Annotated in this window: 7 protein-coding genes and 1 pseudogene; 5 read left to right on the forward strand and 3 right to left on the reverse strand. The window is 73.7% G+C overall.

What is annotated here, in order from left to right:
• The first annotated feature begins 23 nt into the window (after nt 1–23).
• Both ACH4OA_RS22050 and ACH4OA_RS22055 read left to right on the forward strand, forming a co-directional pair.
• The gene (locus ACH4OA_RS22050) at nt 24–482 is read left to right on the forward strand and encodes a hypothetical protein (RefSeq protein WP_397940482.1); all 459 of its coding nucleotides are present in this window, start codon (nt 24–26) and stop codon (nt 480–482) included.
• 83 nt (nt 483–565) lie between these two features.
• The gene (locus ACH4OA_RS22055; protein WP_397970297.1) at nt 566–2,380 is read left to right on the forward strand and encodes a chitinase; all 1,815 of its coding nucleotides are present in this window, start codon (nt 566–568) and stop codon (nt 2,378–2,380) included.
• A gap of 76 nt (nt 2,381–2,456) precedes the next feature.
• Here ACH4OA_RS22055 and ACH4OA_RS22060 read toward each other — a convergent pair.
• A pseudogene (locus ACH4OA_RS22060) lies at nt 2,457–2,975 on the reverse strand (phosphatase PAP2 family protein); the annotation flags it as partial.
• Nucleotides 2,976–3,391: 416 nt separating this feature from the next.
• Nucleotides 3,392–4,726 carry a 4-aminobutyrate--2-oxoglutarate transaminase gene (gene gabT / locus ACH4OA_RS22065; protein ID WP_365878121.1) on the reverse strand — a complete coding sequence of 445 codons (1,335 nt, stop codon included), beginning with the start codon at nt 4,724–4,726 and terminating at the stop codon, nt 3,392–3,394.
• A gap of 291 nt (nt 4,727–5,017) precedes the next feature.
• On the opposite strand from gabT, the gene ACH4OA_RS22070 reads away from it, so the two are divergent.
• From ACH4OA_RS22070 to ACH4OA_RS22080, 3 genes are all read left to right on the forward strand, one after another.
• Entirely contained in the window at nt 5,018–7,474 is a 2,457-nt protein-coding gene (locus ACH4OA_RS22070) for an ATP/GTP-binding protein (protein ID WP_397970299.1), read from the forward strand.
• Nucleotides 7,475–7,697: 223 nt separating this feature from the next.
• The gene (locus ACH4OA_RS22075; RefSeq protein ID WP_397948595.1) at nt 7,698–9,278 is read left to right on the forward strand and encodes a PucR family transcriptional regulator; all 1,581 of its coding nucleotides are present in this window, start codon (nt 7,698–7,700) and stop codon (nt 9,276–9,278) included.
• Nucleotides 9,279–9,570: 292 nt separating this feature from the next.
• On the forward strand, nt 9,571–11,016 hold the full coding sequence (locus tag ACH4OA_RS22080; RefSeq protein WP_397940488.1) for an aldehyde dehydrogenase family protein: 1,446 nt from the start codon (nt 9,571–9,573) through the stop codon (nt 11,014–11,016).
• Nucleotides 11,017–11,095: 79 nt separating this feature from the next.
• On the opposite strand, the gene ACH4OA_RS22085 is transcribed toward ACH4OA_RS22080, so the two are convergent.
• Nucleotides 11,096–13,930, reverse strand: coding sequence for a glycoside hydrolase family 3 C-terminal domain-containing protein (locus tag ACH4OA_RS22085; RefSeq protein ID WP_397970302.1), 2,835 nt, complete (start codon nt 13,928–13,930; stop codon nt 11,096–11,098).
• Nucleotides 13,931–14,173 lie beyond the last annotated feature (243 nt).

Genomic DNA, 14,173 nt, shown 5'->3' on the forward strand with positions numbered 1-14,173 from the left:
TCGAGAGAGGGAGGCTTCTGACGATGACTGGGGCGAAGACGGCCGTCACCTGGCTGGCATCCGTCGCACCGGACCCCCTGGCCTGCCGCCGGGAGTGGGAGCGCGACCCCCGCGGGGTCGCCCTGCTGCCCGCCGGCAAGGCCTGGGACGTCCTGATCGTGCCGGGTGACCTCGGCTATCCGACCCTGGACGTGCTCACCCGCGTCCTGGACCGGCTCGGCCCGGTGCTCGCCGACCCCGGCGACGGCCGGGTCGGCTTCTTCGTGCCGCCGGGCACCGCCGCCCGCTGGCTCGGCACCGGCATCCGCACCGCCGGGACCGGCACCTGGATCGTGGTGCCGTATCCGGGCCGGGCGGCCCGGGGCGTGCGCTGGCTGGTGGAGCCGGACGGCTCCGGCACGCTGACCGACCCGGCGCTGCTGGAACTGGCGATGCACGAGGCGGCGGCGGGCCCGGCCGGGCGGCGGAAGACGGACGGGTAGCGCCCGGAGACCTTGACAAGAAGATTGGTCTGGACCAAGTTGTGTGCGCTCCGCTCCTCCACTCCCCGACCACGGAGGTCCTCGTGGACCGCGCCAGACGTCCCCGACCCGTCCTCGCCGTGCTCACGGCCGCAGCCCTGGCCGTGCCCGGCATCACCGCGCTCTCGTCGGCCGCCCGTGCGGCCGACGCGGACGTCGCCGTCAACGGCGGCTTCGAGTCCGGCCTCACCGGCTGGACCTGCTCGGCCGGCACGATCGTCAACTCCCCGGTGCACAGCGGCACCTCCGCCCTCCAGGCCACCCCGGCGGGCGGCGACAACGCCCAGTGCGCCCAGACGGTGAGCGTGCAGCCGAACGCGCAGTACACCCTGTCCGGCTACGTCCGCGGCTCCTACGCCTACCTCGGCGCGAGCGGCACCGGCACCACCGACGTCTCCGCCTGGACCCAGTCCGCCCCCGACTGGCAGAAACTGAGCACCACCTTCCGCACCGGGGCCGCCACCACCAAGGTCACCATCTACACCCACGGCTGGTACGGCACCGGCGCCTACCAGGCCGACGACATCACCCTGACCGGCCCCGGCGGCGGCACCACCCAGCCGCCCGCCGCCCCGGCCGGCCTGAAGACCACCTCCGTGAGCTCCTCCTCCGTCGGCCTGTCCTGGTCGGCGGTGACCGGCGCCACCAGCTACGCCGTCTACCGCGACGGCGCCAGGGTCCAGACCGTGACCGGCACCTCCGCGACCGTCTTTGGACTCACCGCCTCCACCGCCTACAGCTTCCAGGTCAGCGCGGTCAACGACGCCGGCGAGTCCGCGAAGTCCGCCGTCGTCACCGCCACGACCAGCACCGGCACCGGCGGCGGCGGAGGGGGCTCGGGCAACCTGCCCGCGCACGCCCTCGTCGGCTACCTGCACGCCAGCTTCGCCAACGGCGCCGGCTACACCCGCCTCGCCGACGTACCCGACAGCTGGGACGTCATCGACCTGGCCTTCGGCGAGCCCACCTCGGTCACCTCCGGGGACATCCGCTTCAACCGCTGCCCGGTCACCGAGTGCCCGACCGTGGAGAGCGACGCCGAGTTCAAGGCGGCCGTCAAGGCCAAGCAGGCGGCCGGGAAGAAGGTGCTCATCTCGATCGGCGGCCAGAACGGCCAGGTCCAGCTGACCACCGCCGCGGCCCGCGACACCTTCGTCTCCTCGGTCTCGAAGATCATCGACCAGTACGGCCTGGACGGCCTCGACATCGACTTCGAGGGCCACTCGCTGTCGCTGAACACCAACGACACGGACTTCAAGAACCCCACCACACCCGTGATCGTCAACCTGATCTCGGCCCTGAAGACCCTGAAGGCCAAGTATGGCGCCGGCTTCGTGCTGACGATGGCCCCGGAGACCTTCTTCGTGCAGAACGGCTACCAGTACTACGGCACCGGCAAGTGGGGCGGCCAGGACCCGCGCTGCGGCGCCTACCTGCCGGTGATCTACGCCCTGCGCGACGACCTCACGCTGCTGCACGTCCAGGACTACAACTCGGGCCCGATCATGGGGCTGGACAACCAGTACCACTCCATGGGCGGCGCGGACTTCCACATCGCCATGACCGACATGCTCCTCACCGGCTTCCCGGTGGCCGGCGACCCGAACAACGTCTTCCCGCCGCTGCGCCCGGACCAGGTCGCCATCGGCATGCCCGCGTCGACGAACGCCGGCAACGGCCACGTCTCCCCGTCCGAGGTCACCAAGGCCCTGGACTGCCTGACGAAGAAGACGAACTGCGGCTCGTACCAGACCCACGGGAGCTGGCCCGCCCTGCGCGGCCTGATGACCTGGTCGGTGAACTGGGACCGGTACGCGAACTGGGAGTTCCAGAAGAACTTCGACGCGTACTTCGGCTGAGCGGCGCACACCGGCCGAGCACCCGCGCGAGCGCGGCCAGCAGCACCGCGCCCAGGCACCAGGAGGCCACCACGTCCAGCGGCCAGTGCCAGCCCCGGCGGACCAGGCCGTAGGACACCGCGAGCACCAGCACCGCGCAGCCGGCCGCCAGCGCGCGGCGGGCGGCGGGGGAGCGGAGCCAGGGCAGCGCGAGCAGGGTCGCGGAGCCGTAGGCGACCAGCGCCGTCGCCGTGTGACCGGAAGGGAAGTAACCGTCCGCCGGGGGCACCACCGGTGTCCCCGGCCGGGCGGTCCAGTCTTTCAGCGGTACGACGAGCGCCGGCAGCAGCGCCGTCGGCATGGCGGCGGCCAGCGGCGGCAGCCACCAGCGGGGGGCGCCGCCGGCCCGCCCGCGCCACAGGGCCAAACCGATGGCCAGGACGAGCACCGGGACGGCGACCCCGATGTTCCCGAGGTCGGCGAGCAGCTCGGAGAACCGGTCCGGGTGCACCAGGGCCCGGCTGACGTCCGCGTCCAGCCGGAGCAGCGGCCCGTCCGCGAGGACCTGCCAGGTGATGAGGGCGAAGAGCAGCGCTGGGAGGACCAGGAACAGCATGGACCCAGCTTCGCAGGCCGGGGCGCGCGCCGGTGCGCGGGGCGGTGCGCGAGGCGGTGCCCGGGCCGGTGCGCGGGGCGTAAGAAGGAGGTCGGCCGCCCCGGAACAGGGGGGGTGTTCCGAGGCGGCCGTCCGGACCGGAGTGTCGCGCGCCCCGGGGGGTTTGGGGCGGCGACCGTCCGATCGGTGAGGAGACCCGGAGCCGTCAGGCGCCGGTCGCGTGCGCGAGGGCACGACCGGGTCGAAGCTGGGGATGCCCCGGCCCGGAGTCGCCCACAGTCCCCTGTGGGCGGGGTGTATCTCTCATCGGGACAGAACCTACGGCAGGCCGGCGCGCTTGGGCAGACGGAACCCGCTCCCGTCATCCACCTCGCACACCTTCTTCACACGGCCTGCCGCAGGCGCGTCCTCCTCGCTCAGATGCGCGTGAACGCCTGCTCGATGATGTCGAGGCCCTCGTTCAGCAGGTCCTCGCCGATGACCAGCGGCGGCAGGAAGCGCAGCACGTTGCCGTAGGTGCCACAGGTCAGGACCAGCAGGCCCTCGGCGTGGCAGGCCTTGGCCAGCGAGGCGGCCGCCTCCGGGTTCGGCTCCTTGGTCGTACGGTCCTTCACCAGCTCGATGGCGATCATCGCGCCGCGGCCGCGGACGTCGCCGATGATGTCGAACTTCTCGGCCATGGCGGTGAGGCGGCCCTTCATGACCTCCTCGATGCGCTTGGCCTTGCCGTTGAGGTCCAGCTCCTTCATCGTCTCGATGGCACCGAGCGCACCGGCGCAGGCGACCGGGTTGCCGCCGTAGGTGCCGCCGAGTCCGCCGGCGTGCGCGGCGTCCATGATCTCGGCGCGGCCGGTGACGGCGGCGAGCGGCAGGCCGCCCGCGATGCCCTTGGCGGTGGTGATCAGGTCCGGGACGATGCCCTCGTCCTCACAGGCGAACCACTGCCCGGTCCGGCAGAAGCCGGACTGGATCTCGTCGGCGACGAACACGATCCCGTTGTCCGCGGCGAACTGCCGGATGGCCGGCAGGAAGCCCTTCGCGGGCTCGATGAAGCCACCCTCGCCGAGCACCGGCTCGATGATGATCGCGGCGACGTTGTCCGGGCCGACCTGCTTGGTGATCTGGTCGATGGCCTGCTTGGCGGCCTCCGGACCGGCGTTCTCCGCGCCGGTGGGCCAGCGGTAGCCGTACGCCACCGGCACCCGGTACACCTCGGGCGCGAACGGTCCGAAGCCGTGCTTGTACGGCATGTTCTTCGCGGTCAGCGCCATGGTCAGGTTGGTCCGGCCGTGGTAGCCGTGGTCGAACACGACGACGGCCTGGCGCTTGGTGTAGGCACGCGCGATCTTTACGGCGTTCTCGACGGCCTCGGCGCCGGAGTTGAACAGCGCGGACTTCTTCGCGTGGTCGCCCGGGGTCAGCTCGGCCAGCGCCTCGGCGACGGCGACGTAGCCCTCGTACGGGGTGACCATGAAACAGGTGTGGGTGAAGTCGGCGAGCTGGGCGCTCGCGCGGCGCACCACGGCCTCGGCGGAGGCGCCGACGGAGGTCACGGCGATACCGGAACCGAAGTCGATGAGGCTGTTGCCGTCGACGTCCTCGATGACGCCGCCGCCGGCGCGGGTGACGAAGACCGGCAGCGTGGAACCCACGCCCTGCGCGACCGCGGCGGTACGGCGGGCCTGAAGCTCCTGCGACTTCGGGCCGGGGATGGCGGTGACGACGCGGCGCTCCTGCGGAAGTGCGGTCATGGGGGGCTCCCTGATGATCTTGCGTACCGGGCGGTCCCGGGCGGTTCCGGGCGGTGCGTTTACGGACGCATACCTTCTTTTCCCGCAGGCTAAGACCGGTTCCCGGGCGCGGGCATGCTCCATGTGGGCGTTGTCGGCGCCGCCCGTTGTCCGCGATGGACATAGCCCGCCCGGACGGCGACGGCCCGCACCGGCCGCGTAAGCGGTGAACTCCCGTTCCGGGGGCGTTAGATTGGCTCGCTGATGGCGCACCGAATGGCGGATGGAACGGCTGGTCAGGGGGCAGGGTCGATGGACACCGACGGCACACGCAACACACGCGACACGCCCACGACACCACGCCCTGCGACACCGACGGACACGCCCGCGGCCCCGCACGGCGGGCCGCCGTCGTACGGTGACGCCGTCGTGCCGCCGCGGCCGACGCGCGCACCGAGCGTGCCGGCGGCGGGCAGCGAGCCGTCGTACGCCGCGCCCGCTCCGCACCCGTCCTCGCCCGTCGCCGACTGGCTCGACGAGCCGCGCCCGGCGGTCGAGCCCGGAATCTGGCGCTACGGCTACCGGCTGCCCAAGGCCGCCCGTCAAGAGCAGCGCCTCGCCCCCGTCACCGTCGTCGGCTTCTTCGTCCCGCTGGCGGCGGGGCTCCTTCTGTGGTCCCTGTGGCGGCACGGCAGCATCCCCTACCAGTGGGCCGTCATCAGGCTCCTGACCCCCGACGACTGGTGGTGGGCCGGGACCACGTCACCGAAGGGCTACCAGGGGGCGGAGGCCCTCACCGTCGCCGACGGCGTGGTCTTCGGCCTCATCGTCTTCGCGATGGCACGCCTGGGCAGCTGGCCCGACATCGTCCGGCACGTCGTCACCCGCCGCCCCCAGCCCGCGCGCGCCCTCCTCGCGGCCTTCGGCGCACTCGTCGCGCTGGCCTTCGTCTTCCCCGACGCCTTCGGTGTCGGCTGGGACCCGCTGCCGGTGCAGGATCCACTGCTCTCCCTCATCGTCCTGCTCACCGGCGACTACCAGGTCTTCAGGTCGGTGCTGCTGATGGACACCCTGTACGCGCTCATCACCCTGCTGGTGCTGTGGCCCTTCGCCCGGATCGGCGGCTGGCTGTCCCTCGGGCGGGAGGCGATCGCCGCGCGCGGGCGGGCGAAGGCCGGCCAGTCCGCGGAGCCGGCCGTGGACCGGCGGCCGTCGCACTGGCCCGAACTGCGGGAAGCCGGCCAGCATCAGGCCGCGGACGTGCTCACCACCGAACTGCGCGTCGGCCGGATGAACGACGTGGACTGCGCGAGGGTCCGCCACATGCTGAACGCGGCCCGGGCCCGTGCCCGACTGTCCTCGTTCACCGAGACGGTGCTCCGCGACGGCGCCGCTGCCTGGACCCACCCCTCCGGCGACCGCGACCTCTCGGGCCGGTCCGCCCGCCACGATCTGCTGGTCAGGCAGGTGCGCATCGGACAGTGGGCGGCCGGGGACCGTACCCCGCATGCCTACGGCGGTGCCGGCGCGGCCCTCGGGCCCGACACCCTCGGCACCTCGCTGCTGGCCGTCGGGCCCTCCGGCTCCGGCAAGACGCAGCGCCTGATCAGGCCCGTCGTGGAATCACTCGGGCTGCAGGCCCTCGCCGGGCAGTGCGCGGTCGTCGCCGTCTGCGCGGCAGGCACCCCGCTCGGCCCCGACTCCGCCTTCGACGTCGTCGTACGCCTCGGGGACCCCGCATCCGTGTACGACCTCGACCCGTACGCGGACTCCACCGACCCGGACGAGGCAGCCGCCTTCCTGGCGGAGGGGCTGGCCGGCGACCTGGACGCGGTCAGCGGGCAACGGGCCCTCACCGCCCTCGCCCAGCTCCTCGGCCCCTACCGGGCGGCGTACGGACGTTTCCCCACGCTGCCCCAGCTCCGGGAGCTGCTGGAAGGCGATCCGTCGGTCCTGGCCGCGCTCCGGGCGGCGCTGGTGGGCGACGAGCACGCCGTGATGCGCCGCGAGCTGGACGCGCGCGCCCGGCAGTCGGGCACCGCCGGCGATCCCGGCCCGGTTCTCGCCGACCGCCTGGCCGTGCTGGACCGGCCGGCGTTCGCCGGGTTCTTCGGTGCCCGGCAGAGGGACATCCGGCCGTTCTCGCTGCGCGCCGTCGCCCACCACCCGCTGCGGGTACGGATCGACCTGCCCGACCGCGGGTACGACGAGGCGTCCCGGCTCGTCACCCGGCTGCTGCTCGCCCAGTTCAGCGCAGTGGCGACGGCGGGTGAACGGACCCACTTCGCGTGCCTGGTCCTGGACGACGCCACCGGTGCCGTCACAGCCGAGTCGGTCCGCCGCATCCAGCGCCTGCGCTCCCGCAACGCGGGCGTGGTGCTCTCCCTGCGTACCGTCGGGGACGTCCCAGAGGCGCTGCACGGACCGCTGTACGCGGCCGTGGGCTGCCGTATGGCCTTCGCCGGAGTCACCACCTGGGACGGCAGCCGGTTCGCGGAAGCCTGGGGCACCCAGTGGGTGGAAGCGCGTGACGTGGCCCGGCACACTGTCTTCGCGGATCAGCCCATGACGCGCGCGATCCACGCCTTGCGCAAGCTGGTGACCGGCAAGGCGGTCACGACCGAAGCCGTCACCGTCCGGCAGGTCGAGCGGGAGCGGTGGTCCGCGTCCGAGTTGGCTCATGGGGTGCCGCCGGGGCACGCGGTGCTGTCGTTGACCACCGTGCAGGGCGAGCACGCGCCGCCGCTGCTGGTCGACCTGCGCGCGTGAGCGCCGCACTGGCCCACCTGCGCGCGGGCGCGCTCTGTGGGCCGTTCCGCGCGTGAGCGCTCTGCGGGCGGCTCCGTATGGGAGCGTCCGCGCAGGTGCGGGCAGGCCAGCGTGGGGTCGTACGGTGAGGCAGAATCGGGGTGGGCCGTTCATACACGGCGGCCAAAAGATCACCGGGTGAAAGCCTGCCGTGGTCACCGGACCCCCTCACCGTGAAGGCCCCATGCCCCCGACTCTCGCCTCGCTCGTCCACCACTCCGCGCTCAAGCTGACCGTGCGCGCCGGCGAGGACCGTCTCGACGTGCCCGTCCGCTGGGCGCACGTCAGCGAGCTGGCCGACCCCGTGCCGTACATGGAGGGCGGCGAGCTGCTGCTGATCACCGCCCTCAAGCTGGACGCGGAGGACCCCGAGGCCATGCGGCGGTACGTGCGGCGGCTGGTCGGCGCCGGTGTCGTCGGCCTCGGCTTCGCCGTCGGCGTGAACTACGACGAGACCCCCGCACCACTCGTCGACGCCTGCGCGCAGGAAGGGCTGCCGCTGCTGGAGGTGCCCCGCCGCACCCCGTTCCTCGCCATCAGCAAGGCCGTCTCCGCGGCCATCGCCGCCGACCAGTACCGCGCCGTCACGGCCGGCTTCGCCGCCCAGCGCGAGCTGACCCGGCAGGCCCTGGGCACCGGCCCGGAGGGAGTGCTCGGCGTGCTCGCCGCCCAGGTCGACGGCTGGGCGGCGCTCTACGACGCCTCGGGCGCCGTCGTCGCCGCCGCCCCGGAGTGGGCCGGCCGCCGCGCCGCCCGGCTCACCGCCGAGGTGGAACGGCTGCGGGAACGCCCGGCCCCCGCCTCCTCCGTGGTCGGCGGCCCGGACCACGAGGACCGCGTGGAGCTGCACTCCCTCGGCACCGGCCGCCGCCCCCGGGCCGCCCTCGCCGTGGGCACCGCCGCCGCGCTCGGCACCGCCGAACGCTACGCCGTGCACTCCGCCATCGCCCTGCTCACCCTCACCACCGAACGCTCCCGCTCCCTGCACGCCGCCGAGCAGCGCATCGGTACGGCGGTGCTGCGCATGCTCCTCGCCGGGGAACCGGACCACGCCCGGGCCGTCGCCGGCGATCTGTACGGCGGGCTGCTGGACGCCCCGTTCCGGGTGATCGTCGCCGAGTCCCCGTCCGGCACCGCGGGCGAGGTCCTGGGCGAGCTGGCGGAGACGGTGGAGTCCGCCGCGGCCCGCGCCGGGGAAGCGGTGCTGGTCGTGCCCGAGGGGGAGCGGCTGGTGGTGCTGGCCGCCGACGAGGGCGCGGCGGTGGCCGCGTGCGCCGCGTACGCCACGGCGCTCGAAGGGGAGCGGGCGCACCCCGAGCCGGGCCGGGCGGCGGACGAGGAGGAACTGGTCGTCGGGCTGTCCGCGCCCGCCGGACCGATCGCGGCCGCGACGGCGTACCGGCAGGCCGAGCAGGCGCTGTCGGTGGCGCGGCGGCGCGGCCGGGTGTTCGTGGAGCACGAGCGGCTGGCCGCCGGTTCCGTGCTGCCGCTGCTGGCCGACGACGCGGTGAAGGCGTTCGCCGACGGGCTGCTGCGGGCGCTGCGCGAGCACGACGCGACGGGGCGCGGCGATCTGGTCGCCTCGCTGCGGGCGTGGCTGTCGCGGCACGGGCAGTGGGACGCCGCCGCGGCCGACCTGGGCGTGCACCGGCACACCCTGCGCTACCGGATGCGCCGGGTCGAGGAGATCCTCGGCCGCAGCCTGGACGATCCGGACGTGCGGATGGAACTCTGGCTGGCCCTGAAGGCCACCTCCACCGAGTGACCGCCCCACATCTGAAGGCCACCTGCACCGAGTGACCGCCCCAGATCTGAAGGCCACGTCCACCGAGTGACCGCCCCGGCTCCCCACGACCCCGGCCCCTCACGACCCCCGAACCCGGCCCCCGTCCAAGGCCCCGGCCCCCACCACCCCCGACCCCACCCCATCGCGCCAAACCGGCGTACCCCACCCCCCGACTGCTACGACTCGGACAAACGCCACCCGGCCGCCCCCGCCCTACCGTGGAGCACGCAAGCCAAGCACACCCCCAACGCGGAAGGGCCGGGACTCGTACATGACTTCCACCCATGCCTTCTGGCTCGCCGGCCGCCAGGTCACCGGCGAGGACACCTTCGACGTCACCTCTCCGTGGGACGGCCGGCTGGTCGGCAAGGTCAGCGTGCCGACGGACGCACAGGTCGAGGAGGCCGTGGCCGCCGCGTACGCCGTGCGGGACGAGTTCGCCGCCACCCCGGCGCACGTGCGCGCCGCCGCCCTGGACCACGTCAGCAAGCGGCTCGCCGAGCGCACCGAGGAGATCGCCCAGCTGATCTCCGCCGAGAACGGCAAGCCAGTCAAGTGGGCCCGGGGCGAGGTCGGCCGCGCGGTCTCCGTGTTCCGGTTCGCCGCCGAGGAGGCCCGCCGGTTCAACGGCGGCGAGGCCCAGCGGCTCGACACGGACGCCGGCGGACAGGGCCGGCTCGCGCTGACCCGCCGCTTCCCCAAGGGTGTCGTGCTCGGTATCGCGCCGTTCAACTTCCCGCTCAACCTGTGCGCCCACAAGGTCGCCCCGGCGATCGCGGCCGGTGCGCCCATCATCCTGAAGCCGGCCCCCGCCACGCCCCTGTCCGGCCTGATCCTCGGTGACCTGCTCGCCGAGACCGAGCTGCCGGCCGGCTCCTGGTCGATCCTCCCGGTCGCCAACGACCGCATGCCCGCCCTGGTCCAGGACGAGCGCCTGCCGGTCATCTCCTTCACCGGTTCCGAGAAGGTCGGCTACGCGATCATGGACTCGGTGCCGCGCAAGCACTGCACGCTGGAGCTGGGCGGCAACGGCGCCGCGGTCGTCCTCGGCGACTACGCCTCCGACGCCGACCTGGACTGGGCCGCGACCCGCATCGCGACCTTCTCCAACTACCAGGGCGGCCAGTCCTGCATCTCCGTGCAGCGGGTGATCGCCGACGCGTCCGTGTACGACCGGCTGCTGCCGCGCATCGTCGCCGCCGTCGAGGCCCAGGTCACCGGTGACCCGTCCGACCCGAAGACCGACGTCGGCCCGCTGGTCAGCGAGGACGCCGCCCGGCGCGTGGAGTCCTGGGTGGACGAGGCGGTCGCCGCCGGCGCCGCCCTGCTCACCGGCGGCAAGCGCGAGGGCGCCTCGTACGCGCCGACCGTCCTCGCCGACGTGCCGGCGGACACCACGATCGCCTGCGAGGAGGTCTTCGGACCCGTCCTCACCGTGCGCAAGGTGGACGGCGAGGAGGAGGCGTTCGCCGCGGTCAACGACTCCAAGTACGGCCTCCAGGCGGGTGTGTTCACCCACGACCTCCAGGTCGCCTTCCGTGCCCACCGCGCCCTGGAGGTCGGCGGTGTGGTGATCGGCGACGTCCCGTCCTACCGCGCCGACCAGATGCCGTACGGCGGCGCCAAGCAGTCCGGCGTCGGCCGCGAAGGCGTGCGGTTCGCGATGGAGGACTACACCTACGAGCGCGTACTGGTCCTCACCGGTCTCGCGCTCTGACCTGCCACGGACAGGTCGGAAACGGACGGCCGCAGCCCACTGTGCGGGGGCTGCGGCCGTCCGCGTTTTCCGCGCACCCTCACCCCGAGAACCCCAGGTGTGCCAGCCGGACCGGTCCGCGCAGCCTGAGGTGGACGTCGTGGACGCCCTCGGTGGTGAGGGGCGCGGTGAGGGTGGTGTAGGCGTACGGGCCGGCCGTGGGGGCGTCCGGGGTGAGCACCGCGCGGACGGGGCCGCCGTCCAGGGCGATCTCCAGCGTGCCCCCGCCCGACACCTGTGCCGTCACCTCGCGCACGCCCGCGCCGAAGTCGCAGGCCCGGTAGACCAGTTCGGCAGGTCCGGCGCCGGCCGGCGTCACCGCGTCGCCCGCCGTCTTCGTCCGGTCCACGATCGCGGTGCCGGACTGCTCGTCGAAGTCGGCGGCGGCCAGGCCGCGTTCCGCTGCCGGGCGGGTGGCCGGCGGCGCAGCGTCGAGGTCCAGGGTGGTCCGCAGGCGGATGTCCTCGCTGGAGGCGCCGAGCAGGAGGTCGTACGGGCCCTGTTCCCGGCGCCACCCGCCCTGCCGCACGTCCCAGAACTCCAGTGCGGACAGCGGGACGTCGAAGGAGACGGCGACCGTCTCGCCGGGTGCGAGGGTGAGCCTGCGGTGGGCCAGCAGTTCGCGGCGCGGGCGCGGCACCGACGGCTCGGCCGCCCGGCCGTAGAGCTGGACCACCTCGTCCGCCGTGCGGTCCCCGGTGTTGGTGACCGCGCAGCTCACCCGGACGGAGCCGGCCGACACCCGGGCCGACAGGCCGGTGTAGCCGAAGGTGGTGTACGACAGGCCGTGGCCGAAGGGGAAGAGCGGGGTGCCCTCGAAGTAGAGGTAGGTCTGCCGGCTGCCGATCACGTCGTAGTCGAGCAGGCCGGGCAGGTCGGCGTCGGCGGCGTACCAGGTCTGCGGCAGGCGGCCGGCCGGCGAGACGTCGCCGGCCAGCACCCGGGCCAGTGCCGTGCCCGCCGCCTGGCCGCCGTGCGCCGTCCACAGCACGGCCGGCAGCGGCGCCGCGTCCACCGCGTACGGGTACGCCGACACCAGCACCAGCACGGTGCGCGGGTTGGCGGCGCGGGCCGCGTCGAGCAGCCGGCGCTGCTGTCGCGGTAGCAGCAGGGTCGTGCGGTCCTCGGTCTCCCGGCCGTTGATGTGCGGGTCGTTGCCCGCCACCACCAGGACCACGTCCGCCCCGGCCGCCGCGCGGGCCACGGCCTCCTCGCCCCGCTCGACGGTGATCACCTCGAAGACGTCGCCGGTGTCGGCAACCTGCGCGCCGTCGGCGGCGACCCGGACGTGGCGACCCGTGCCCAGATGCTTCAGGAGGTGTCCGCTGCCGTGCGGTTCCAGGCGGAAGGTCTCCTGGACGACCCAGCCACCGGGCTGGTCGGCGGAGGCGCGCAGATAGCCGTCCCCGGCGACCGAGAGGTAGCGGCCGTCGGGGGCGCGCAGCGTCAGCACCCCGTCGCCCCAGTCGGCCAGCGCGAAGTCGGTGCCGGTGGCGTCGGCGGTGAGCGGCGGCAGGTCGGTGCGGCCGGCCAGCAGGGCGGGGTCGAGCGCGCCCTCGGCGCCGGGTGCCGGGTCGGGCACCTCCGCCGGGGGCACGGACAGGAACGCGCCGTCCGCCGTGCGCAGCCGGACCCGGTCCACGCCCTCGGCGAACCGCACGCGGTCCGCGCCGAACCGCTCGTACAGGCCCTCCAGGGGAGTGGAGCGGTGGATCAGGCTGCCGCTGTACCAGTCGAGTTTGCACTCGTCGGCGAGCGGGCCGACCACCGCGATCCGGGTGTCCGGGGCGAGCGGCAGCAGGCCGCCGTCGTTCTTCAGCAGGACGACGGCCTGCTCGGCGGCCTCCCGGGCGAGCGCCCGGTGCTCCGGGGTGTCGAACGCGCCGGTGCCGGCGTGCGGGTCCTGGTGCGGGTCGAACTCGCCGAGCCGGAAGCGCACGGAGAGCTGGCGGCGCACGGCGGCGTCGATGTCGGCCTCCGTCAGCAGCCCCCGGTCCAGCGCGCCCCTGACCCGCGCGGTGATCTGCGAGCCGTCCGTGCCGTGGTCGGTGAAGCTGTCCACGCCGGCCAGCAGGGCGGCCGCGGTGGCCTCCTCGTGGGTGTCGAAGTAGTGCTCGGCGTCGACGAGGTTGGACGGCGCGCCCGCGTCCGAGCAGACCAGCAGGTCCTCCTCGGTCCAGGTGCGCAACTGCTCCCGCAGATGGGGGGAGAGGTGGTTGGGGCGGCCGTTGACGAGGTTGTAGGCCGGCATGACGCCGGCCACCGCGCCCGCCTCGACCGTCTCCCGGAAGGCGCGCAGGTCGTACTCGTGCAGCACGCGCGGGCGCACGGAGGCCGACGACGTGGCGCGGTCGGTCTCGTTGTTGTGCGCGAGCCAGTGCTTGAGCACGGGCGCGGTGCGCCAGTAGCGCGGATGGCCGCCGCGCAGTCCCCGGGTGTACGCCGTGGCGATGGCGGAGGTCAGCCTCGGGTCCTCGGAGTAGCCCTCCTCGTTGCGGCCCCACAGCGGGTGGCGCAGCAGGTTGACCGTGGGCGCCCAGATGTTCAGGCCGACGCGCTCGTCGCGGGCGTGCATCGCGCGCGCCTCCCGGGAGACCGCCTCGCCGACCCGCCGGACCAGCTCCGGGTTCCAGGTCGCGCCGAGCCCGACGGCCTGCGGGAACACCGTCGCCGGGCCCATCCAGGCCACTCCGTGCAGCGCCTCCTGGCCGGTGCGCCAGGCGGCGACGCCGAGCCGTTCGACGGCGGGCGCGAACTGGTGCAGGAAGGAGATCCTCTCGTCCAGGGTCAGCCGTGCCAGCAGATCGTCGACGCGCTGGGCGAACGGCAGGCGCGGATCGCGGAAAGGCGGCGTGGACGGCGAGTCATCGGTCACGAGTGGTTCCCCTTGCGCACTGGAGCGGTCGGACGCTTTCGAAGCGCTTCGATGCTCAAGGGGCGACGGTCGGGGTGTCAAGGTGCCGTAGCTAAAGAATGGGACAGCTCCGGGCCGTGCCGCGCCGACGGTAGTGCACGCGCAGGCCCGGGACGTCGGAGGAAACTTCGGAACGGCCCTTGTGCGCCCCCACGTGTTCACTTAACCTCGCAGCAACATCGAAGCGCTTCGACTACTTGCCAC

Source organism: Streptomyces sp. NPDC017095 (assembly GCF_044332325.1).
In the GTDB taxonomy this organism is placed as follows: domain Bacteria; phylum Actinomycetota; class Actinomycetes; order Streptomycetales; family Streptomycetaceae; genus Streptomyces.